This window comes from Paracidovorax anthurii (genome assembly GCF_003269065.1).
Taxonomy (GTDB): Bacteria; Pseudomonadota; Gammaproteobacteria; order Burkholderiales; family Burkholderiaceae_C; genus Paracidovorax; species Paracidovorax anthurii.
Map to the genome: position 1 here is coordinate 1 of NZ_QLTA01000038.1, position 21,134 is coordinate 21,134.

Genomic DNA, 21,134 nt, shown 5'->3' on the forward strand with positions numbered 1-21,134 from the left:
CCACACCGGGCACGCTGCCCCAACGGCTGGATCAGTTGCTGCAACAGGCCCACTACTTCGTCCTACCGCCACGGCGACCTGAGCGAACCTACCCGCGCGAGGTCAAAAACAGAGCGCACAAGTTCCCAACGAAAAAATGCCAGTCAGCTGTTAACTGACTGGCATTGCGGATCATGGGGGGCAATATTCCGACGGTGTTCCGGCTGGCGACGGGCGTGGATCCGTTCGCGCTGCTGGTCGACATCCATCTGACGGGCCGTTTGCCAGAGGCCTGCCGCACCGTGGCCCCGGTGAGGGCCGCTGCCACGCGCAGCATCGGTCCGGCCGAGCCGGGCCGCATTCCCGATTCACTGGCATCGCAATGGACGGCGCCCTTCCATGCGCAGCTGGCCCACTGGAACGTGCGCCTTCCGGCGGGAGCGAAGGTGGAGGCGATGGACAGCACCTACTGTCCCAACCATTTCCAGCTCGTGCAGCCCTCTTCGGTGCAGGCAAGCCTGTTGGCCGAATGGGTGATCGGGGTGACGGCGCATGCGACGGGCTTGCGGCTGCGCCAATCCAGCGAAGACTATTTCGGACTGTGACCATGGCGCGCGGCAAACCCGTCATTCTTGCGCCTGTCTGCGCAGCCAACCTTCATGCCCAGCGGGTGGACGTGGGGCGGGCCGAACGTGCCTTGCAAAAACGCCAGCGGCCGCTCGTGCTCTGGTTCACCGGGCTGTCGGGTGCGGGCAAGTCCACGATCGCGAACCTGGTGGATGGTCAACTGTGTGCCCTGGGCTACCACAGCTACCTGATCGATGGCGACAATGTCCGATTCGGCCTGAACCGGGACCTGGGCTTCACGGACCTTGATCGTGCCGAGAATATCCGGCGCGTGGCCGAAGTGGCCAAGCTGATGCTCGATGCCGGATTGATCGTGCTGACGGCCTCCATCTCCCCCTTCCGGCAGGAGCGGGCGATGGCGCGGAACCTGTTCAGCGAAGGGGAGTTCGTCGAGGTTTTCGTGGATACGCCGCTAGAGGTGGCGGAGCAGCGCGACGTCAAGGGCCTGTATCGCAAGGCCCGGCGCGGGGAACTGGCCAACTTCACCGGCATCGATTCACCCTACGAGACACCGGATGCGCCCGAATTGCACATCCAAACCCCTGACTGCACGCCCCAGCAGGCTTGCGACACGGTGATCGCCCACATTGCGGCCGGGCTGTCCATGCGGGCTGCCGCTTTCGACGACCCATCGCGCGTGCTGCGGAGCACGGCCCGGTGAGCGTGGCCGATCGGTCCCTTGCCGGGCTGCTGGATGCGGTGGCGGGCATCGCCCGGCGCGCGGGCGAGGCCGTGATGGAGGTCTATGGCGATGCGGATGCCTGCGTGTCGTGGAAGGATGACGGTTCGCCGGTGACGCAGGCGGACTTGCGGTCGCAGGCCGTCATCGTCGATGCGTTGCGGCAGCTGACACCCGGGGTTCCCATCGTTGCCGAGGAGGACGAAGCCCAGGCCTGCTGCGCCTTGGTCGCCGATGCGCCCTTCTGGCTGGTGGACCCTCTGGATGGCACCCGGGAGTTTCTCCGCCGCAATGGCGAATTCACCGTCAACATCGCCTTGGTGAGTGGTGCACGGGCCGTGCTGGGCGTTGTGTTCGCCCCCGCATTGGACCAGCTGTTCGCCGGCTCCCTGGAGGGGCCGGCGTTCCTGGAGGACGCGAGGGGGCGCTGCCCCATCGCTTGCCGTGCCATCCCGCAGGAGGGCATCACCGTGGTCGGAAGCCGGTCCCATGGCGACGCCGGGGCCCTGGAAGACTTTTTGCGCGGGTACCGCGTGGCCGCGGTGCGGCACGCGGGGTCGTCGCTCAAGCTGTGCCTTGTCGCTGCCGGCCAGGCCGATCTGTATCCCCGGCTGGGTCCGACGATGGAGTGGGACATCGCTGCCGGGCATGCCGTGCTGGCCGCTGCGGGCGGCCGAGTCACCGATCTGTCCGGTGTGCCGCTGATCTACGGCAAGCCGGATTTTCGCAATCCGCACTTTCTGGCATGCAGCAGCGGCGTGCAGAGGGCCGGGGCGCACTGACGGGGCAGCGACGGGCTCCAGCCGTTGCCCTCGTGGCCATGCCCGCTTGCCGGCCCGTCATCCAGCCAGCGGGTAACGGCGTGCGGGCCTCGCGGCGGCGGGGGCACCGTGCCCTGGGTTCACCTGGATGGCGAAGCGTTGCCGCGTGCCGCGACCGCTTTTTCCGCCTGGTCCACGAGGTCCGTGCCGATCTGGCCCTTCCATTTTTCGAACACCGGGCGTGTCGCCTGCACGAACGCCGCGCGTTCGGTGGGGCTGAGTTGCGTGACGGTCACGCCATGGCTGGCGATCTCCTTGAGCAGGGGCTTGTCTGCCTCGACCATGCCCTTGCGGGCGATGGCGACCTGTTCCTTGCCCGCATCGATGGCGGCCTGCCGGACGATGTCGCGGTCCGCGGGCGTCCAGGAGTTCCAGATCTCCTTGTTCACCACGAAGACCAGTGGGTCGTTCATGTAGCCCCACAGGGTGATGTACTTCTGGGCCACGGTGTAGAGCTTGGCCGTCATATAGACGGACACGGGGTTCTCCTGTCCGTCCACGGCGCTGCTGGCCATGGCCGGCTGGGCGTCGGCCCAGCTCATCTGGGTGGGGTTGGCGCCGAGGGCGGTGAAGGTGTCGAGGAAGAGCGGCGAGCCGACGACGCGGATCTTCAGGCCCTTGAGGTCCGCGGGGCTCTTGATGGGCTTCTTGGAGTTGGAGATCTCCCGGTAGCCGTTCTCGCCCCAGGCGAGCGGCACCACGCCGGCTTTTTCCAGCGTCTGGAAGAGGCTCTTGCCGACTTCGCCCTGGGTGACCGCGTCCACGGCCGCATAGTCGGGGAAGAGGAAGGGCAGGGAGAAGAGGTTGAGCGCCTTGACCTGCGGGGACCAGTTGATGGTGGAGCCCACGGCCATGTCGATCACGCCCTGGCGCAGCGCGCTGAATTCGCGCGTCTGGTCACCCTGGATGAGCGAGACGCCCGGGTAGAGCTTGATGTTGATGCGGCCCTGCGTGCGCTCGCGCACCTTGTTCGCCCACAGCTCGCCGCCCTTGCCCCAGGGGAAGGCCGTGCCCAGCACCAGCGACATGCGGTATTCGCTCTTGTAGTTCTGGGCGAACGCCGGGGTGGCTGAAAAGGCGAGGGTGGCGGCCGCCGCGACGGCCGTGGCGAGGAAGGTGCGCAGTTGCATGGATTCGTCTCCTTGTTGTGGTCTGGATCGGGAAGGAAAAGGGTGTGCGGGGGCGTCAGTAGCCCAGGCGGGCCGGCAGCCACAGCGCCAGTTGCGGGAAGGCGATCACGGCCACCATCACGAGGAACATGGCCAGCAGCATCGGGCCGACCCAGCGCACGGTGGACTCCATGCGCACGCCCGCGATGCGGCACGACACCATGAGGTTCACGGCGAGCGGCGGCGTGAACTGGCCCAGCGCCACCTTGAGCGTGAGGATCACGCCGAACCACACGGGGTCCCACTGGTAGTGCTGCATGATGGGCAGCAGCAGAGGCACGAAGATCAGGAAGATCGAGATGCCGTCGAGGAACATCCCCACGGTGATGAGCAGCAGGATGAGCAGCGCCAGCACGCCCCATTCCCCCAGGCCCGAATGCACGATGGCGTCGGCCACCGGGTCGATCACGCCCAGTGTGGAGAGCGAGAACGCGAAGATGCCCGCGAGCGACACCACGAGCAGGATCACCGCCGAGAGCTCGCCGGCTTCGCGCAGGATCGGGAACAGGTCGCGGATGCCGATGGTGCGGTGGATGCACATGCCCACGAACAGGCCGTAGAACACGGCCACCACGGCGGCCTCGGTGGGCGTGAACCAGCCTGCCCGCATGCCGCCCAGGATCAGCACGGGCGCGGCCAGGCCCCAGGACGCTTCCCGCAGGCTTTTCCAGAACGGGGGGCGCGGCATCACGGCTTCGTTCTCGCCCATGCGGTGCCGGCGTGCCAGCCACACGGCGGGCACGATGAGGGCGATGCCCGCCAGCACGCCGGGCACCATGCCCGCGGCGAACAGGGCCGGCACCGAGGCGCCCGGCACGAGGACCGAGTAGATGATGAAGGCCACCGAGGGGGGAATCAGGATGTCGGTGGCGGCGGCGGCGCCGACCACGCTGGCCGAGAACGACCCGGGATAGCCCGCGCGCGACATGGCCGCGATCATCACGCCGCCCACGGCGGCCGCGTTGGCCGGGCCCGAGCCCGAGATGCCGCCCAGGAACATGGCCACGGCGATCGCCACCAGGGGCAGCATGCCGGGCCCGCGCCCGACGATGGCCACGGCGAAATTGACCAGGCGCAGGGCCACGCCCGAGCGGTCGAAGATCGAGCCCACGAGCACGAACATCGGGATCGCGAGCAGCGGGTACTTGCCGAGCCCGGCGTAGAAGTTCTGGGGCACGGCCAGCAGGCCGAACCAGGGGCTTGCGGCATTGGCGATGGCGATGGCGGCCGCGCCGGCCAGCCCGAGCGCCGCGCCGATCGGCACGCCGGCGATCATCATGGCCAGGAAGGCCGCGAAGAGCAGAGTCGCGATCATGGCCTGGAATCCTCGGCCGGGGCTGCCGCGCCGCGGCGGATGAAAAGCCCGATCGCGCGCGATGCGATCAACGCGGAGAGAACGGGCAGCCAGGCGGAGTACCACCACTGGGGGATGCCGATGCCGGGAGAGGTTTCGCCGAAGCGCCAATCGTCCCAGGCGACGCGCCCGCTCAGCACGGCGATGCCCGCGAACAGCAGCGCGACCATGAGCGCGCCGAACCGCGCCAGCGCGCGCCGCCGGGCGGGCGATCCGCCCTCCGCGAAGTATTCGATGCGGATGTGCACGTCCCGCGCCACCGCGGCGGAGCCCGCCACCAGGGCCAGCACGATCATCAGGAAGACGGAAATCTCCTCCGTCCAGGCGAACGACGAGTTGGTGAAGTAGCGCACCAGCACGTTGGCGAACGTGATGAGCGCCAGCAGCGCCATGGTGGCGACGGTCAGGCAGTCTTCGATGCGCAATGCGCGGGGCGGTCCGCCGGCCGGGGTGTTCGCAAGGGGGGAAGGGTCGGCTTCGGCTTCGGAGCCGGGAGGGGTGGGGTCGGGCATGGAGCGGGCGATGGGCGGGCGGTCGGAGGCGAAGGCGCAGGTCCGCCGGACCGTGCGGCGTCGTGGGCCCCGGGCTGGACGGTGGCGCGCAGGGTGGGCGCCGGTGGATTGTGCCGTCGGACGCGCCCGAAACTGGTGCAGGGTTTCCCGAAGTGGATGCTGCCGCGCTTGATCCGGCGCGCCGATAATGCGCGCCATGGAAACCAAGTGGCTAGAGGACTTCGTGAGCCTCGCGGAAACGCGCAGCTTCAGCCGTTCGGCGCAGCTGCGTCACGTGACCCAGCCGGCGTTCTCGCGACGCATTCAGGCGCTGGAGGCCTGGGCGGGAACCGATCTCGTGGATCGCAGTTCCTACCCGACCCGGCTGACCCCGGCGGGCAAGACGCTCTACGAGGAGGCCCTGGATGTGCTGCAGTCCTTGCAGAACACCCGTGCCATGCTCCGGGCGCATACCAGCGCGGACAAGGACATGGTGGAGTTCGCGGTTCCGCACACGCTCGCCTTCACGTTCTTTCCGGCCTGGCTCTCCGGCCTGCGCGAACGCTTCGGGCCGGTGAAGAGCCGCTTGATCGCCCTCAATGTCCACGATGCCGTGCTGCGCCTGGTGGAGGGGGGGTGCGATCTGCTGATCGCCTACCACCACCCCTCCCAGCCCCTGCAACTGGACTCCGACCGGTACGACATGGTTACGCTGGGGCAGGAGATCCTGTCTCCCTATTCCCGGGCCGATGGCAACGGACGGCCCCTGTACACGCTTCCAGGTGAGCCGGGGCAGCCGCTGCCCTATCTGGGCTATGCGCCGGGTGCTTATCTGGGGCGGGTGACCGAACTCATCCTCAAGCAGTCCGGCACGCCGATACACCTGGACCGCGTGTACGAAACCGACATGGCCGAAGGGCTGAAGGCGATGGCGCTGGAGGGGCACGGGATCGCTTTCCTGCCCCACAGCGCCGTCAAGAAGGAGCTGCGCTCGCGCCGCCTGGTGAGCGCGGTCCGTGACGGTGTGAACGATCTGCAGATGACGATGGAGGTGCGGGCCTACCGCCAGAAGCCCTCCGGGAAAGACCGTGCCAAGGGGACGGCGGAATCCCTCTGGAGCTATCTGCAGGCGCACGGCACGGACAAGCCGCTGTAGCACATGCTACTGAAATTATGTGCTGATTGCATGGTTTGATCTTGCAATCGGCATTGGAAAGCAGGTGTGACAGGACGTACATTCCGTCCGGCGTCCGGGTAGCAGTTACTGAACTGCCGCCCACAGAGATGCCCGGCTGGCGCAGAATTTGCTCCAGTCAGTATTCCATGCCGAGACAAACCATGAATCCTGTTCGCCTGTGGCGTGCCGTAATGGGCACGGCCGCTCTTTGCTGTGCCATGGCTTCCCATGCCGGGGTGCTGGAGCGCATCGCCTCAGGCGGTAAGCTGGTGGTGGCCTACCGGGAATCCTCGATCCCGTTTTCCTTCAAGGACGCCAAGGGCCAGCCTGCCGGATACGCCGTCGATCTGTGCCTGCGCGTGGCGGATGCCGTGCGCAAGAAGACCGGCCGCAAGGACATGGAAATCGAGTACGTGTCGGTCGATCTGACCTCGCGCATGGAAGCCATCGCCAAGGGCCGCGCGGACCTGGAATGCGGCTCCACCACCAACAACGCGGAGCGGCGCCAGACCGTCGCGTTCACGATCCCCCACTTCATCACCGGCGCGCGCCTGCTGGTCAAGGCCTCCAGCAACATCGACCGCATCGAGGACATGGGCGGCCGCAAGCTGGTGTCCACGCGCGGCACGACCACCCTCAAGATCGTCCAGCAGCTCAACCGCGAGCGGGCCCTGCAGATGACCGTTCTCGAGGCGCCGGACGACATGCGTGCCGTGGAAATGGTCGAGAAAGGCGAGGCCGATGCCTTCGCCATGGACGACGTCCTGCTCTTCGGCCTGGCCTCCAGCCGTCCCGACCCCTCGGCGCTCAAGGTGGTCGGCCGGTTCATCACCACCGAGCCCCTGGCGATCATGCTGCCCAAGGGCGATCCCGATTTCAAGAAGGTCGTGGATGACGAGATGCGGCGCCTCATCACGAGCCGCGAGGTCTATCCCATCTACGACAAGTGGTTCGCACAGCCGATTCCACCCTCCAACCGGGCACTGAATTTGCCAGTGAGCTATCTGCTGCGCGAGTTCTGGAAATACCCTACGGACCAAGTCCCGTTCTGATGCGCGTGCCGTGGCCCGCGCTCCCTCCCTGTTCCGGATATTCCCTGTCGGCCCAAGTGCTTTGCGGGCGTCTATCTAGAATGACCCTTCCCTTGTATCCATAAGCTAAGGAGATCCTGATGAAGAAACATTTGTTGGCAATTGCCATCACGGCTGTCGCAGCGGGCAGCGCGTTCGCACAAGCCAATGACACGCTGGCCAAGATCAAGGCCTCCGGCACGATCACCGAAGGCGTTCGCGAGTCCTCGGGCCTCTCCTACACCCTGGGTGACGGCAAATACACGGGTTTCCATTACGACGTCTGCGCGCGGGTCATCTCCGACATCCAGAAGCAGCTCGGCCTGTCCAAGCTGGAAGTGAAGTACCAGCCGGTGACCTCGCAGAACCGCATCCCGCTGGTGCAGAACGGCACCGTGGACATCGAGTGCGGCTCCACCACCAACAACCAGGCGCGCCAGAAGGACGTGGCCTTCGCCGTGACCACCTACGTGGAAGAAGTCCGCATCGCCGTCAAGGCCAACTCGGGCATCGCAGGCATCAAGGACTTGAACGGCAAGACCATCGCCACGACCACCGGCACCACGACGGTGCAGACCCTGCGCAAGAACAAGCGCGCCGATGGCCTGACCTTCAAGGAAGTGTTCGGCAAGGACCACTCCGACAGCTTCCTGCTGCTGGAGTCCGGCCGCGCCGACGCCTTCATCATGGACGGCTCCATCCTGGCGGCCAACATCGCCAAGTCCAAGGCCCCTGCCGACTTCAAGATCGTGGGCGAGACGCTGAGCGTGGAGCCCATCGCCATCATGATCCGCAAGGAAGACGCTGCCTTCAAGAAGGCCGTGGACGACAGCCTCAAGGCGATGATGAAGTCCGGCGACATGGCCAAGCTCTATGACAAGTGGTTCATGCAGCCCATTCCCCCGAACAACGTGAAGATCGGCCTGCCCGTGAGCGAAGCCACCAAGGCCGCATGGGCCAGCCCCAACGACAAGCCCATGGAGGAATACACGCCCAAGGACTGACGCGCACGGACGTGCCCGTCCTGCCAACGCCCACCTTGCCGGTGGGCGTTTGTTCGTTGCTCCGGTGCAGGACGGACACCCGTTGGATTTGAAGACGTAAGACGATTTGAGAAGGATTTCCCATGGGATCGAATTGGGATTGGCAGGTCTTCCTGCAGGACCCGGGGGGCGAATATCCGACCTATCTCCAGTGGATGCTTTCCGCGTGGGGATGGACCGTGTCGGTGGCCCTGCTGGCGCTGGTGATCTCGCTCGTGGCGGGCTCGGTGATCGGCACGTTGCGCACGCTGCCCGACAACAAGGTGCTGGTGGGTTTTGGCAACGCGTGGGTGGAGCTGTTCCGCAACATCCCTCTGCTGGTGCAGATCTTCCTGTGGTACCACGTGGTGCCGGCGGTGTTTCCCGCCCTGAAGAGTGTGTCGGGCTTCATCCTGGTGGTGCTGGCGCTGGGGTTCTTCACCTCCGCACGGATCGCCGAGCAGGTGCGCTCGGGCATCCAGGCCCTGCCGCGCGGGCAGCGCTATGCCGGCATGGCGCTGGGCTTCACCACGGTGCAGTACTACCGCTACGTGCTGCTGCCCATGGCATTCCGCATCATCATCCCGCCGCTCACGAGCGAGACGATGAACATCTTCAAGAACTCTTCCGTGGCCTTCGCGGTGTCGGTCACGGAGCTGACCATGTTCGCGATGCAGGCGCAGGAAGAAACCTCGCGCGGCATCGAGATCTATCTGGCCGTCACGGGTCTCTACGTCATCTCCGCGTTCGCCATCAACCGGATCATGGCCTTCTTCGAGAAGCGGGCGCGCGTGCCGGGCTTCATCGTGGCGGGTGGTGCGGGCGGGGGGCACTGAGATGATGACGCTCGACTTTTCCTTCTACAGCTGGGACATCATCAGCAAGTTCGTGCTGAAGGGTTTCTACTTCAGCATCGTGCTCACCATCGTGGCGACCATCGGCGGCATCCTGTTCGGGACCGTGCTGGCGCTCATGCGCCTGTCGGGCAAGAGCTGGCTCATCGTGCCCGCCACGATCTACGTCAACGGCATGCGCAGCATTCCGCTGGTGATGGTGATCCTGTGGTTCTTCCTGCTGGTGCCGTTCATCGTGGGCAAGCCCATCGGGGCGGAGATGTCGGCGGTGATCACGTTCATCGCCTTCGAGGCCGCGTACTTCAGCGAGATCATGCGCGCCGGCATCCAGTCGATCCCGCGCGGGCAGGTCTTCGCGGGGCAGGCGATGGGCATGACCTACGGGCAGAACATGAAGCTCGTGATCCTGCCGCAGGCGTTCCGCAACATGCTGCCGGTGCTGCTCACGCAGACCATCATCCTGTTCCAGGACACCTCGCTCGTGTATGCGATCGGCGCCTACGACATGCTCAAGGGCTTCGAGACCGCGGGCAAGAACTACGGCCGGCCCATCGAAGCGTACCTGCTGGCGGCGGTCGTGTATTTCGTGATGTGCTTCGCGCTGTCGTGGTTCGTGAAGCGCCTGCACCGGAAAATCGCCATCATCCGCTGATGTGGCATTGAGGAATGAATCAAATGATCGAACTGAAGAACGTCTCCAAGTGGTACGGCAGCTTCCAGGTGCTCAACGACTGCTCCACCAGCATCAGCAAGGGTGAGGTGGTGGTGGTGTGCGGCCCCTCGGGCTCCGGCAAGTCCACGCTGATCAAGACCATCAACGCGCTCGAGCCCATCCAGAAGGGCGAGATCTACGTGAACGGCGTGGCCGTGCACGACCCCCGGACGAACCTGCCCAAGCTGCGCGCCCAGGTCGGCATGGTGTTCCAGCACTTCGAGTTGTTCCCGCACCTGTCGGTGACCGAGAACCTCACGATCGCGCAGATCAAGGTGCTGGGCCGCAGCGCCGACGAGGCCAAGAAGCGGGGCCTCAAGATGCTGGACCGCGTGGGCCTGTCGGCCCACAAGGACAAGTTCCCGGGCCAGCTCTCCGGCGGCCAGCAGCAGCGCGTGGCCATCGCCCGCGCGCTGTCGATGGACCCCATCGTGATGCTGTTCGACGAGCCCACCTCGGCCCTCGATCCCGAGATGGTGGGCGAGGTGCTGGACGTGATGGTGAGCCTGGCCAACGAGGGCATGACCATGATGTGCGTGACCCACGAGATGGGTTTTGCCCGCAAGGTCAGCAACCGCGTGATCTTCATGGACGTGGGCGGCAAGGTCCTCGAGGACTGCTCCAGGGACGAGTTCTTCAACAACCCCGATGCCCGCCAGCAGCGCACGAAGGACTTCCTCAACAAGATCCTGCAGCATTGATGGGCGGCCCCCAGGCCGTGCAGGCCCCCTTGCCGGGAGCATCGCGCGCCGCAAGGGCCCCGATCGAAGGACCCTGTGTCTGAAAGCGCCCTCCGGGCGCTTTCTTTTTGGGGCGGGCATGCCGCTTGTGTGGACCGGGGAGACGCCGGATCATGGCGGCGGACGCGGTGGGGAATGTGCCCCCCCGTCCTTCCTTTCAGCATGCCGATGAAAAAACCTGATGGCCGCGCACCCCGGAGCCCGCCGCCAGCGGAGGCGCCGGGGGTGCCCGAAGAGCGGGTGGTGTTCTGGCACCGGGACGCGCCCGCGCAGCCGGCCCTGGGCTCCCCGTGCAATGGCTGCGGCCTCTGCTGCCTGGCCGAGCCCTGCCCCCTGGGAATGATCGTGTCCCGCCGCCGCAGCGGGGCATGCGTGGCATTGCGATGGAGCCCCGCGCCACAGCCGCAAGAGGGGGGTCGCTATGTCTGCGGGATGGTGGAGGACCCGGCCGGCGTCACCGGCTGGCGCAGTGCGTGGGCGCTGCGCTGGCTGCGGGCTCTCTCGCTGCGGTGGATCGCGGCCGGGCAGGGCTGCGACGCGCCCCCCTTGCTGGCCATGCCGCCTCCCGGACAGAACCCGCCCGCCGATTGATCCGGGAGCCCGGCGCGCGAGGGTGCGCGGCATCTTTGTTCATGGGTTTTCGTTCGATGCAAGGTTGATTTCCAGATATGCGTAGCTGAAAAGCGCAATAGCTGAGCTTCGGATGGGCGGTGGTTGCTTCGCACACCTTGGGCGGGCAGGGACCCTGGATTCAGACGATGAAGGCATCAGTCACATCCCGGAGGGAACACCCATGCCGATTCGTTTGCCGCGCCTTTTCACCCAATGCATTCCTGTCGGTCACCGTGGCCGGCCCCCCGCGCAGGCGTCTGCGCCACCGCCACCGCCGCCATCCGCCCCCCGGGAGCAGGGGCCGCTGGCCGCCAGGGGCGGACAGAGCAGCACCCATGCGCAACGCCGGCCGCGCAATGGCCAGGCCCTGGCCACCGCTGCCAGAACCGGGGGCACGGAGCCGGAAGCCGGTGCTGCGGGGAAGGCCGCCCCGGCGCCCGTCCGCAAGAAAACCATGCTCGTGGAACTGCTGGGGCGTACGGTCGAGGAAATGCACGCACCGTACCGGGAGGAGCCTGCATCCGCCTCCGGGGCCCACGCTGCGCCGGTGCCGGAGACCCCGGACCCGGCATCGCCCCAGGGCACCGCGGAAGCCCCGCTGGTGCCGGAGGGCACGCCCGACACGCTTCCTCCTGAGCCCATGGGCCTGCAGGAGCCCCCGGAGTTGCCGGAGGAGCCCGTGAGCCCGCAAGCGGTGGCCCCCGGCACGGCAGACAGCCCGCTGACGGTGGATGACGCCGCAATGCCTGTCCCCCCGTCCGCGCAGGCCGAGGAGACACCCTGGACGCAGGCCAGGATCGCGATGTCCCTGGGGGACGGCGCGGCGGTCCGGGCGCCGAGGCACGCCGCCCGGGAAAATACCTTGCCCACGATTCCGGAATTGCCGCAGGAGGATGGGACGGCCTCTTCGGAAATCCAGCCCGCCGATGCATCCCCCGCCCGCGCCGCGCCGGCCGCCAAGGCGGCCCCCGTGGTGCCGGCGGCGGGGCCTGGCGACGGTGCGGCCGTGGCACGGGGCAAGCCCGCGAAGGTCGCCGCGCCGAACCGTCCCTGGCATGGCGGCGTGACGGCCCGGCCGTGGTCGGTGTCCGCGGGGCTGGGGCCGACGAGCATCGCCCGCGTGGGCGACGGGCCGCTGCGCCACGGTGCGCCGACGCTGCCCACGGCCCGGCGCGAGGAATCGCTGTCGCTGCCCGAGTTCAGCCGCAAGGCGATGCGCACGGTGAGCGGCGTGGTCGAGCGCATGGGCCGCCCGGAATTCCCGATCGAGGAGCGGCCCGGCCAGGGCCGCCTGGGGCGCAAGATGGCGAAGCTGGTGCCTTTCCTGCACCCCAAGCCCCTGGCCGGGCTCAAGACGATCGAATCGGCCGCTCCGGGGAGGGCCGCCGCCGGGCGCAAGGCCCGGGTGGCCGTGGACCCCGGGGGGAGCGAGACCCGGGTCGGGCTGCCGCTCATCGAGGCGGCCGGCCGGTTGCTGAAGACCGAGACCGATGCCGACGCGCAGGACTTCGCCCTCAAGGAGATCGAACGCCACGCTGCGGATTTGTCCGGGCGGGTGGCGCAGGTGGGGCGGGAGTTCGGCGAAGACGCGCAGGACGCCGTGGCGCTGCAGCAGGCGCTGCGGGGCCAGCAGAGGGCCTTGCTGCTGGCGCGCGGGCGGCTGCCGGAGGAAGAGCGCCCCGCGATGCTGCAGCAGGGCAAGCGGCTCGTCGATGCGATTGCGCATCTCGACGCCGCGGCGAAGGCGCAGCGGGCCGTCGGGGAGGCTCTGACCGAAGCCCACCGGATCGTGGCCGTGGCGCAGGAGGCCCGGGAGTCGGCGCGCGGGCAATGGGAGCAGTCCGAGCGCGCAGCCCTCGATGGCATCTACCGGCAGCCGCCGGGCTTCGAGGACACGCCCGCCAGCCAGGCGCTGGGCGAGCGCCTGCGCGGCGCCATCGCGGCGCTGCCGGAGCGCGGCAAGGACGCGCTGCCGGCCAGCATCGCCGCGGAGCAGTGGTCGCGGGCGCTTTCGATGGCGACGCAGGGCGATCCCGGGCGCGCGGCCGTGGTGCTCGACCGGCTGCAGGAGCGGCCGCTGCTGGATTGGGTGGAGCTGGAGGCGGGCCGGCCGGAGGCCGAGGCCGGCGGGGTAGCGCAGGCCGATGTCCGCGCGCTCTTTCGCCTCGTCGGGGAGGAGCCCCGGGGGCCGGAGCTGCTGCACCTGCTTGCCAGCAACCGCGCCGACCCTCTCGACAGTGCCACGGCGCAGGCCATGCGCACCTACTGGCGGGCGGACATCGCGCGGCAGGCGGAGACGCAGGAGCCGGTGCGCCAATGGCTGGACGGGGCGCATCGCATCGCGGCCCACGCCGCGCACGGACGCCCGCTGGACGGCTTCCCCGACGTGGAAGTGGCGGCCTACAACGCCGTGCGCAATGGCTACACCTCCAACGCGCCGGGCACGCCGTACGCAAAGCACAACGAGCGGATGCTGAAGCTCACGCACGAGTGGATCGACCGCATCGACCGCACCCAGCGCACCCTGGCGGAGACGCTGCTGCCCTCCAGGGGCAAGACGCCTTTCAGTCCCGAGAACATCGCGCTGGCCACGTCGCAGGCGGAAGCCTTCGGCATCCCCACGCTGCGCACGCAGGCCGACATGCTCGTGAAGCTGTCGGCCGGGCGGCTGCAGGAGATCGCCGAGGCCGGGCTGATGCAGGCGCTCGTGGACGGGGGGGCCGAGGAGCAGGCCCGGGCCCGGCTCTTCGACGTCTCGCTGCAGGAGCTGGCGCGGCATATCGCCGAGCGCGACAAGGGCAACGTGAGCTCCGCGCGGCTGGACCGCAAGGACTTCGACGCGATCCGCGCCGCCGTCGCCCAGGTGCTCGACGAAGAGCCCGCAGCGGCGGCGCGCGGGAAGGGGTGGAGCTCGAAGCTGCGCAAGACCCTGCACAAGCCCTCGGAATCCCGGCACCAGCAGTTGCCCGAGCTGTTCGAGGAGATGGCGAAGAAGGGCGCCACGCCCGCCGAGGCCCTGCGCGCCGGGGTGCAGCTGCTGCTGTCGCCCTCGGGGCCGGAGATGCCCGAGGCGCTGTCGCAGGAGTTGCTCGATGCGCTGGGGCTGGAGGCGATGGAGTCCAAGATCGCGGCGTCCCGCAACCGGGTGCTGGAGCAGCCCGAGGACCTGGCCGATTTCCTGCAGCCCATGATCGAGGGGTTCCAGCTGCGCCAGCGCATCCGGCTGGCCGGTGGCGGCGTCGAGGGGCTGGGGCTGCCGCTGCTGCCGTACTCGACGCCCCTGCGCAAGCTGTTCCTGGACGTGCAGGCCAACCTGTCGCGCAGGGACGAGGCCTATGTGCAGCTGTTCATGCCGCTCATCGGCATGGAGCTGTCGTTCGGCTCCGCGGAGACCCGCGCGGCCGACGCGCGGCTGAACATCGGGCCCCGGTGGCAGGTGAAGAACTGGTTCTCGGTGGTGCTCGGCAGCCGGGTGCGTGCCTCCGGGCAGAAGCAGGCCAGCGAGGCCACGCTGATGCGCTTCCTGCGCAAGCGCCACGAGGAGGACGTGATGAAGGCGCAGATGGCCGAGGCCGTGAACAGCATCGCCCGCTTGGACCGGATCGCGCCGAACAAGGGGCCGGCCTATTCCGGGCCGATGGAGGCGGTGCTGGCCCGGTGCCCGGCGGTGTCGATTTCCGAGCTGGCGGCGGGCAGCCGCGCCCTCTCCGCCGACGCGCGCGTGGCCGGGATCGCCACCCTGGGCAAGGACCTGGGGGGCGATGGCGGCATCACCCTCGGGGGCGGGGGCAACCTGGGGTTCACGGCGACGGCGGAGCGCACCCGCAACTGGACCGACGAGCGCTTCGGCCACACCACCGTGGCGGGCGACAAGGGCAGCACGGCGCGCCAGACGGTGGTGGCCAACGCCACCGTCTCGGCACGGGTGCCGGCGTTCCGCGCGAGCCAGCCGCTGGCCGTGGAGCGCACCGTGGACGCCGAGGGCAACGAGGCGGTGCGCGCCCGGGGCGGGAGCGTGGGGGGCGCCTCGAACTCCGGGTTCATCGATGCCAGCCGCGAGCTGTACTGGCAGATGCAGCGCCACGGCCTGTCGCCCTTCACCATCAATGGCAAGCAGGACGCCGACATCGACCGCCACTACGCCTCGCCCACGGAGATGCTGGCCGAGGTGCAGCTCAACCGGGAGCGCTGGCTCGCGCGCTGCGTGGAGACCCTGGAGCCCGACGAGCAGGGCGTCAAGGACACCCCGGCCAACCGGGCGCATGCCGCCGCCATCATGGAGGATTTCGAGGAGGAGCTGAAATACCTCGGCGAGCACAGCCCCATCAGCCAGTACAACATCAACGACTCCATGCGCGGGCAGGCCGCGGCGTGGATCGACGGGCTGGCGCTGGGCCGGTCGCTGGCGCGCCGCCGGGAGGACGGCGCCGCGTACGCCGACGAGGCCACGCGGCAGATCGACGCGGTGCTGCAGGGCCCCGCGACGTTCCGGCAGCTCACCCACATCGTGCGCGAGCGCAGCCGGCAGACCGCCGACCGCTTCGGGCTGAACTACGGCATCCGCCGCCAGGGGGTGAATGCCGTGGACGTGCAGCGCACGGCGACGCAGTACCCGCGCGCCTGAGATCGTGAACACGTTCCGGGCCCGCGGCGGCGCCCTCCGTGGCGCCGCCGTGGCGGGCGGTCAGGGTTTGCGGTCTTGGCAGGCGCGCGAGGCTGCGGTGCAATGCCGGCCGAGAGGTTCTTTCACTTTCCGGCAGGAGTTCCGTACATGCATCGACGCCGTTGGATCCAATGGGGGGCGGCCGCCGCCCTGTCACCCGCCCTCGCGGCCCGCGCCGAGGCCTTTCCCGCGCGGCCCGTGAAGCTGGTCATCGCGTTTCCCGCCGGCGGCCCCACGGACATCACCATGCGGGTGCTGGCCGACAACGCCGCCAGGGCGCTGGGCCAGCCCGTCATCGTGGACAACAAGCCCGGGGCGGGCGGCACGCTGCCCGCGCAGCTGCTGCAGTCCTCCCCGGCGGACGGGTACACGGTGGCCCAGATCCCGCTGGGCGTGTTCCGCCTGCCCTACACGACCAGGATCGCCTGGGACCCGGTCAAGGACATCAGCTACGTGATCAACGTGACGGGCTATGCCTTCGGCGTGGTCGTGCCGGCCGATTCGCCGTTCAGGACCTGGGCGGATTTCGTGGCCTACGCCAAAGCGAACCCGGGCAAGCTCAGCTACGGCTCCACGGGCGCGCTGACGAGCCCGCACCTGACCATGGAGCGCATCGCCCAGCAGCTCGGGTTGCGGCTGCTGCACGTGCCCTACAAGGGCAGCGCGGACCTGATGCAGGCCATGCTCGGCGGGCAGCTCATGGCGGCGGCCGATTCGACCGGGTTCGCCCCGCAGGTCGAGGCGGGCAAGCTGCGCGTGCTCAACACCTGGGGCGCCGAGCGCCTGGCCCGTTTCCCCGAGGCGCCGACGCTGCGCGAGCTGGGCATCGACATCGTGCAGAACTCCCCCTTCGGCATCGGCGCGCCCAAGGGCACGCCGCCCGAGGTGGTGCGGCGCCTGCACGATGCGTTCCGGCAGGCGATGGAGCAGGAGAGCTACCGCAGCGCCCTCGCGCGCTACGACATGGTGCCGATCTACATGGACACCGCCGCCTACCGCCAGTTCGCCCAGGACACCTACGCGCGCGAGAAGGCGGTGATCGAGAAGCTGGGGCTCTCCCGGCCGGAGTAGCGGCGCTTTCGGGGAAATGGTTTGCTATTGTTTGTGTAGCAAACTATGCAGTATTTACGGCGACATGGGGCCTGAAAGACCCCAAAATAGCCGCCGCCACCTCCGCGAAGCCCGCTCCGCGCTCGCCCCGCGTGACGTGGCGCGGGCGGTGCGCGAGCCGGGGCACGAACCGCGCGATGTTGGCCACGCCCACGCTGTGCGGGAAGGCCTCGAACATGCGCTGGTCGTTGGTGGAGTCGCCCACGTAGACCCAGCGGCCGATCTCCGCGTCCAGGTCCCGGCCCAGCAGGGTGCGCGCGATCCAGCGCGCGCCTTCGAGCTTGTCGTGGTCGCCGTACCAGCCGTTGACGTGGATGCTGCTCACGGTGGCGTGCAGGCCCGCCGCCTGCATGGTGGCCACGACCCGGTCGATCGCGTCCTGCGGCAGGTGGGTGAACTCGCTGTGGTCGATGGCGATGTCGCACTCGCGCCCGGGCGAGTCGGTGGCCCGGCGCGCGCCCGGGATCTCGCGCTCGATGCGGGCCAGCACCTCCTGCATGCGCGCGTACTGCGCCGTGCGGGTGGCTGCGTCCTGCCGGTAGAGCTTGTGGAGCGCCACGCGGCCGCCGCCGGGGGCCGGGGCCTCCACGCGGACCGCGGGGCCGGCGCCCGCGGGCGGCGCCTGCAGGGTCAGCGCCACCGCACCGTTCTCCGCGACGATGGCGTCCACCAGCCAGGCGGCCGCGAAGGGCTCGCTCCAGCCCACGGGGCGGCCGGTGACCGGGATCACGTGCAGCCCGGCGCGGCGCAGCGCGGCGATGGCGTCCAGCGCGTCGGCGGTCGCGCGGCCTTCGGTGGTCAGCGTGTCGTCGATGTCGGTGAACACGCCGAGCAGGCCCGCGGGCGGCTGCCAGCGGTCCAGCGGCAGCATCTCGGGGCGGGGGGCTGGGGAGGAGGGCATCGGGGGGCGGTCGGCAGGTGGCGGGGCGTTCACGGGTGCAGCGCCCGCTGCAGGTAGTGGCGGCCGGGGCTCGCCTGGTAGAAGCCCATGCCGTCGAACTGCATGCGCGTGCCGGCGTCGCACTCGAACTCGAGCCGCAGGCGGCTGCTGCCCGTGCCGGGCAGCATGAGGTGGATGAGGCCCCAGTTGATGTCCTGCCCCTGGCGCAGCCCCTCCAGGGACACCAGCGTCGAGCGCTGCGCGCCGTCCGAGCGCAGGTGCGTGAGCCGGAGCGTCTCGCAGCTTCCCTTGAAGCGGGGCATGCCCAGGTGCACCATGGTGAACAGGCTGTCCTGGAACCCGCCCACCGCCCATTCCACCGTGGCGGTGCCCGTGGGCAGGGAGGCCGGCGCCGCGAACGGGTCGCCGTCCCAGCCGCTCACGCTCAGCTCCGACGGCTGCGCCGCCTGCAGCAGCAGGGGCGGGATGTAGCGGAAGTCGGGCAGCAGCGGGCGGCTGTGGCGCTGGTGGTAGGCGCCCAGGGCGATGCCGCCGGCCATCGCGAGCACCGCGCAGGACACCGCCATGCCGCGCCGCGGCCGGCTCCAGAGCCAGGCGGCGCCCTGCGCCGCCAGCACCACGAACAGCACGTCCAGCGCGCTGATGCTGTAGCGCGGGTTGTAGAGCACGGGCACGTGCACGGCGCACTGGTAGGCCGCCGCGCCCCCGACCATCCACAGCAGCGGATGGCGCCGGGCACCCCAGAGGCCCAGGACCGAGAGCAGCACCAGCACCACGCGCCAGGCCCGGTCGTTCATCACCTGCCGGTCCAGGTGCGCGCGGCTGAAGAACAGGATGGCGCCGAGCTTGCGCACGTACATCTTCAGCAGCGCGCCGGTGGGCAGGTCGGTCAGCATCGCCTTGGTGACCGCCATCAGCCGCTGATCGCCCTCCAGCGACAGATGCCCCTGGTCGCCGGTGACGAGGCTCGCGTCGTGCCCCAGCCCGAAGAAGGGCGGCTCATAGCCGAACAGCACCGGATTGCTGCCGAAGTACAGCGCCGCGCCGCTGCCCGTGGCCACCATCGGCCGGCCGAAGGCCTCGTTCTGGCGCACCATGTAGGCGCCCACGAGCAGGGCGGCGATCAGGTGGACGGCGGCGATGCGCGCCGCCGCCGCGCGCGACGGCCCCTGCAGGCGCAGCGACGCGGCGGAGAACGCCACCGCGGCGAAGGGAATCCAGTACATGTAGGTGGCGCGCGTCAGCGTGGCCGCGGCCAGCGCGAGGCCCGCGAGCAGCACGGCGCCGTTGCGCCAGCGCGCGGCCCGGGGGCTGGCGTGCGGCCCGGCGGCCACGGCGGTGGCCCAGAGCCACAGCGCCACCAGGAAGATGAAGGGCGACTCGCCCAGCAGCGTCGCGCCCGTGTCCGACAGCATGGAGGGCAGGGCGTACAGCCAGGCGGCGGCCGAGGCCGCCACGACCCCGCCGATCCGGCGGGCGGCGTCGAAGGAGAGCACCAGCGCGGCCAGCGAGATCGCGAGGTTCATCGTCTTGATCGTCACCGGGTCCGCGTCCGCGAGGGCCATGTAGACCACCGCGCCGGGCGCGACCTTGTAGAAGTCGGGATCGCGCCACACGCCCGGGGCATCCTCCAGCAGCCGCTGCGCGAGCGGCAGGTAGGTGTGCTCGGAGTCGAAGGGGATCTGGGCGAGCGTGAGCACGTCCACCATGCCCGCTGCGTACACGATGAGGGGCACCACCAGCCCCCAGATCATCCAGGGGATGGACACCGAATCGCCACGGGCCGCCGGGCTCACCGCGTGTCCTCCCCGGCGCCGGCGATGCCGTCCCCGAGCGGGTCCTGCGCCAGTTGCGGGCTGAGCGGCTCGGTGGGTACGCTGCTCACGTCGTGGTGCAGGAACGCGATGAGGAACTGGATGCCGATGATCACCGGCAGCGCGGCCAGCATCACGGTGCCGCTGGTGGCCGGGTGGTCGCCGAAGACGCTGCGGAACCAGTGCCAGCCGCCGAACACGCAGCCCCAGGCGAGCAGCAGCGCGCCGGCGATGCTGTAGATGGAGCCGGTGTTGAAGTCGCGCACGAAATAGCTGTAGGCATAGCGGCGTGCGAGGCGCGAGGCGTGCTTGCCGAGGAATTCGGGCAGCACCTGGCCGATCCGGAGGTTCGACTCCTCGTCGGCATAGACCGAGTCCATGGGAACGTCGCGCACCACGGCGCGCAGCGTGTTGAGGCGGAACAGCATGTCCGTCTCGAAGAAGTACCGCGGCTCCAGCTTGTCCAGCGGCAGCTCGCGCAGCACGCTGGTGTGGATCGCCGTGTACCCGTTGGTCGGGTCCATGATGGTCCAGTAGCCGCAGCTCAGCTTGGTCATGAAGGACAGCACCGCGTTGCCGAAGAGGCGCACGGGCGGCATGCCGCGCACCGACTCGGGCCGGAAGAAGCGGTTGCCCTTGGTGTAGTCGGCGCGCCCCGCCACGATGGGGCGCACGAAGAGCGGCAGCAGCCGGGGGTCCATCTGCCCGTCGCCGTCGATCTTGACCACGATGTCCATGCCGTCTTCCAGCGCCTGCTGGTAGGCGGTGACGAGGGCGCCGCCCACGCCCTGGTTCTGCGCGTGGGAGAGCACCCGCACGCGCGGGTCCTGGCAGTGCTGCCGGATGAAGGCGCCGCTGTCCTCGGGGCAGGCATCGTCCACCGCGTAGATGCGGTCCACGCAGGCGGGCACCGCCTGGATGACCCCCAGCACGTGCTGGGTCACCTTGTAGCAGGGGATGGCGACGGCGATGCGCATGCGGGGACCGGTCATGCGGCCCTCGCCGCCACCGCGATTCCGGCCAGGATCAGCGCTCCGCCGGCCAGCGTCTGCGCGTGCATCGGCTCGCCCACGAAAAGCCACCCCAGCACGGGGACGATCAGGAAGGCCAGCCCCATGAACGGATAGGCGATGTGCAGGGGGGCGCTGCGCAGCACCCAGATCCAGAGCAGCGTCGTGGCGCCGTAGAGCGCCAGGGCGGCGATCAGCCAGCCGTTGAAGATCCAGTCCTGCAGGCCGGCGCGGGCGGGGATCAGCAGGGCGGCCTTCTTGAAGAGCAACTGCCCGATCGAGATGCCCAGCACGCAGAGCAGGGTCATGAAGGTGAGGAACGCGGACAT

General features: G+C 69.0%; 18 protein-coding genes and 1 pseudogene. 12 read left to right on the forward strand and 7 right to left on the reverse strand.

Annotation, left to right across the window (positions count from 1 at the left end; all coding sequences use genetic code 11):
- Positions 1-173 precede the first annotated feature (173 nt).
- The 3 genes and pseudogenes from AX018_RS25695 (at position 174) to cysQ (ending at position 2,067) form a co-directional block, all read left to right on the forward strand.
- The gene (locus AX018_RS25695; RefSeq protein WP_245951621.1) at positions 174-584 is read left to right on the forward strand and encodes a hypothetical protein; all 411 of its coding nucleotides are present in this window, start codon (positions 174-176) and stop codon (positions 582-584) included.
- 41 nt (positions 585-625) lie between these two features.
- A pseudogene (gene cysC, locus AX018_RS16895) lies at positions 626-1,267 on the forward strand (adenylyl-sulfate kinase); the annotation flags it as partial.
- Positions 1,264-2,067, forward strand: a complete 804-nt coding sequence (gene cysQ, locus AX018_RS16900) for a 3'(2'),5'-bisphosphate nucleotidase CysQ (protein ID WP_245951623.1) — start codon at positions 1,264-1,266, stop codon at positions 2,065-2,067. The pseudogene cysC and the gene cysQ, both read left to right, overlap by 4 nt.
- A 119-nt stretch (positions 2,068-2,186) precedes the next feature.
- On the opposite strand, the gene AX018_RS16905 is transcribed toward cysQ, so the two are convergent.
- From AX018_RS16905 to AX018_RS16915, 3 genes are read right to left on the reverse strand one after another with little or no spacing between them, the layout of a single operon-like run.
- A complete protein-coding gene (locus AX018_RS16905) occupies positions 2,187-3,236 on the reverse strand; it encodes a DctP family TRAP transporter solute-binding subunit (RefSeq protein WP_111879540.1) in 1,050 nt (349 codons plus the stop codon).
- A gap of 55 nt (positions 3,237-3,291) precedes the next feature.
- The gene (locus AX018_RS16910) at positions 3,292-4,590 is read right to left on the reverse strand and encodes a TRAP transporter large permease (protein ID WP_111879543.1); all 1,299 of its coding nucleotides are present in this window, start codon (positions 4,588-4,590) and stop codon (positions 3,292-3,294) included.
- Positions 4,587-5,141, reverse strand: coding sequence for a TRAP transporter small permease (locus tag AX018_RS16915; RefSeq protein WP_111879546.1), 555 nt, complete (start codon positions 5,139-5,141; stop codon positions 4,587-4,589). Before AX018_RS16915 ends, AX018_RS16910 begins: the two co-directional genes overlap by 4 nt.
- A 196-nt stretch (positions 5,142-5,337) precedes the next feature.
- Here AX018_RS16915 and AX018_RS16920 point away from each other — a divergent pair, with 196 nt between their 5' ends.
- The 9 genes from AX018_RS16920 (at position 5,338) to AX018_RS16960 (ending at position 17,041) form a co-directional block, all read left to right on the forward strand.
- On the forward strand, positions 5,338-6,276 hold the full coding sequence (locus AX018_RS16920) for a LysR substrate-binding domain-containing protein (protein WP_111879648.1): 939 nt from the start codon (positions 5,338-5,340) through the stop codon (positions 6,274-6,276).
- Between the two features lie 182 nt (positions 6,277-6,458).
- Positions 6,459-7,349 carry an amino acid ABC transporter substrate-binding protein gene (locus AX018_RS16925; protein WP_111879549.1) on the forward strand — a complete coding sequence of 297 codons (891 nt, stop codon included), beginning with the start codon at positions 6,459-6,461 and terminating at the stop codon, positions 7,347-7,349.
- Positions 7,350-7,468: 119 nt separating this feature from the next.
- Positions 7,469-8,371 carry a transporter substrate-binding domain-containing protein gene (locus AX018_RS16930; protein WP_111879551.1) on the forward strand — a complete coding sequence of 301 codons (903 nt, stop codon included), beginning with the start codon at positions 7,469-7,471 and terminating at the stop codon, positions 8,369-8,371.
- Positions 8,372-8,493: 122 nt separating this feature from the next.
- The gene (locus AX018_RS16935) at positions 8,494-9,225 is read left to right on the forward strand and encodes an amino acid ABC transporter permease (protein ID WP_111879554.1); all 732 of its coding nucleotides are present in this window, start codon (positions 8,494-8,496) and stop codon (positions 9,223-9,225) included.
- 1 nt (position 9,226) lies between these two features.
- Positions 9,227-9,895: an amino acid ABC transporter permease gene (locus tag AX018_RS16940; protein WP_211322461.1), complete on the forward strand. Its 669-nt coding sequence runs from the start codon at positions 9,227-9,229 to the stop codon at positions 9,893-9,895.
- Between the two features lie 23 nt (positions 9,896-9,918).
- Positions 9,919-10,656 (forward strand): amino acid ABC transporter ATP-binding protein, encoded by a 738-nt coding sequence (locus tag AX018_RS16945; protein ID WP_111879556.1) that lies wholly within the window; start codon positions 9,919-9,921, stop codon positions 10,654-10,656.
- A gap of 207 nt (positions 10,657-10,863) precedes the next feature.
- The gene (locus AX018_RS16950; protein ID WP_245951624.1) at positions 10,864-11,286 is read left to right on the forward strand and encodes a hypothetical protein; all 423 of its coding nucleotides are present in this window, start codon (positions 10,864-10,866) and stop codon (positions 11,284-11,286) included.
- Between the two features lie 475 nt (positions 11,287-11,761).
- Positions 11,762-15,931, forward strand: a complete 4,170-nt coding sequence (locus AX018_RS16955; protein ID WP_146749347.1) for a hypothetical protein — start codon at positions 11,762-11,764, stop codon at positions 15,929-15,931.
- Between the two features lie 147 nt (positions 15,932-16,078).
- Positions 16,079-17,041 (forward strand): tripartite tricarboxylate transporter substrate binding protein, encoded by a 963-nt coding sequence (locus tag AX018_RS16960; protein WP_111879561.1) that lies wholly within the window; start codon positions 16,079-16,081, stop codon positions 17,039-17,041.
- Positions 17,042-17,084: 43 nt separating this feature from the next.
- On the opposite strand, the gene AX018_RS16965 is transcribed toward AX018_RS16960, so the two are convergent.
- The 4 genes from AX018_RS16965 to AX018_RS16980 are packed head-to-tail and all read right to left on the reverse strand — an operon-like array spanning position 17,085 to position 21,134.
- On the reverse strand, positions 17,085-17,951 hold the full coding sequence (locus tag AX018_RS16965; RefSeq protein ID WP_111879564.1) for an HAD hydrolase family protein: 867 nt from the start codon (positions 17,949-17,951) through the stop codon (positions 17,085-17,087).
- A gap of 59 nt (positions 17,952-18,010) precedes the next feature.
- Positions 18,011-19,777 carry a hypothetical protein gene (locus AX018_RS16970; RefSeq protein ID WP_146749348.1) on the reverse strand — a complete coding sequence of 589 codons (1,767 nt, stop codon included), beginning with the start codon at positions 19,775-19,777 and terminating at the stop codon, positions 18,011-18,013.
- Positions 19,774-20,787, reverse strand: a complete 1,014-nt coding sequence (locus AX018_RS16975; protein WP_111879569.1) for a glycosyltransferase family 2 protein — start codon at positions 20,785-20,787, stop codon at positions 19,774-19,776. The genes AX018_RS16970 and AX018_RS16975 overlap by 4 nt, the downstream gene beginning before the upstream one ends.
- Entirely contained in the window at positions 20,784-21,134 is a 351-nt protein-coding gene (locus tag AX018_RS16980; protein ID WP_111879571.1) for an EamA family transporter, read from the reverse strand. Before AX018_RS16980 ends, AX018_RS16975 begins: the two co-directional genes overlap by 4 nt.

Bases quoted from the DNA above. Each gene is read 5' to 3' on its own strand.
- AX018_RS16925 (WP_111879549.1), top strand. From the start codon at position 6,459: ATGAATCCTGTTCGCCTGTGGCGTGCCGTAATGGGCACGGCCGCTCTT.
- AX018_RS16935 (WP_111879554.1), top strand. From the start codon at position 8,494: ATGGGATCGAATTGGGATTGGCAGGTCTTCCTGCAGGACCCGGGGGGC.
- AX018_RS16910 (WP_111879543.1), bottom strand. From the start codon at position 4,590: ATGATCGCGACTCTGCTCTTCGCGGCCTTCCTGGCCATGATGATCGCC.
- AX018_RS16940 (WP_211322461.1), top strand. From the start codon at position 9,227: ATGATGACGCTCGACTTTTCCTTCTACAGCTGGGACATCATCAGCAAG.
- AX018_RS16950 (WP_245951624.1), top strand. From the start codon at position 10,864: ATGAAAAAACCTGATGGCCGCGCACCCCGGAGCCCGCCGCCAGCGGAG.
- AX018_RS16920 (WP_111879648.1), top strand. From the start codon at position 5,338: ATGGAAACCAAGTGGCTAGAGGACTTCGTGAGCCTCGCGGAAACGCGC.
- AX018_RS16955 (WP_146749347.1), top strand. From the start codon at position 11,762: ATGCTCGTGGAACTGCTGGGGCGTACGGTCGAGGAAATGCACGCACCG.
- AX018_RS16960 (WP_111879561.1), top strand. From the start codon at position 16,079: ATGCATCGACGCCGTTGGATCCAATGGGGGGCGGCCGCCGCCCTGTCA.
- AX018_RS16945 (WP_111879556.1), top strand. From the start codon at position 9,919: ATGATCGAACTGAAGAACGTCTCCAAGTGGTACGGCAGCTTCCAGGTG.
- AX018_RS16980 (WP_111879571.1), bottom strand. From the start codon at position 21,134: ATGTCCGCGTTCCTCACCTTCATGACCCTGCTCTGCGTGCTGGGCATC.
- AX018_RS16915 (WP_111879546.1), bottom strand. From the start codon at position 5,141: ATGCCCGACCCCACCCCTCCCGGCTCCGAAGCCGAAGCCGACCCTTCC.
- AX018_RS16975 (WP_111879569.1), bottom strand. From the start codon at position 20,787: ATGACCGGTCCCCGCATGCGCATCGCCGTCGCCATCCCCTGCTACAAG.
- AX018_RS16930 (WP_111879551.1), top strand. From the start codon at position 7,469: ATGAAGAAACATTTGTTGGCAATTGCCATCACGGCTGTCGCAGCGGGC.
- AX018_RS16965 (WP_111879564.1), bottom strand. From the start codon at position 17,951: ATGCTGCCGCTGGACCGCTGGCAGCCGCCCGCGGGCCTGCTCGGCGTG.
- AX018_RS16905 (WP_111879540.1), bottom strand. From the start codon at position 3,236: ATGCAACTGCGCACCTTCCTCGCCACGGCCGTCGCGGCGGCCGCCACC.
- AX018_RS25695 (WP_245951621.1), top strand. From the start codon at position 174: ATGGGGGGCAATATTCCGACGGTGTTCCGGCTGGCGACGGGCGTGGAT.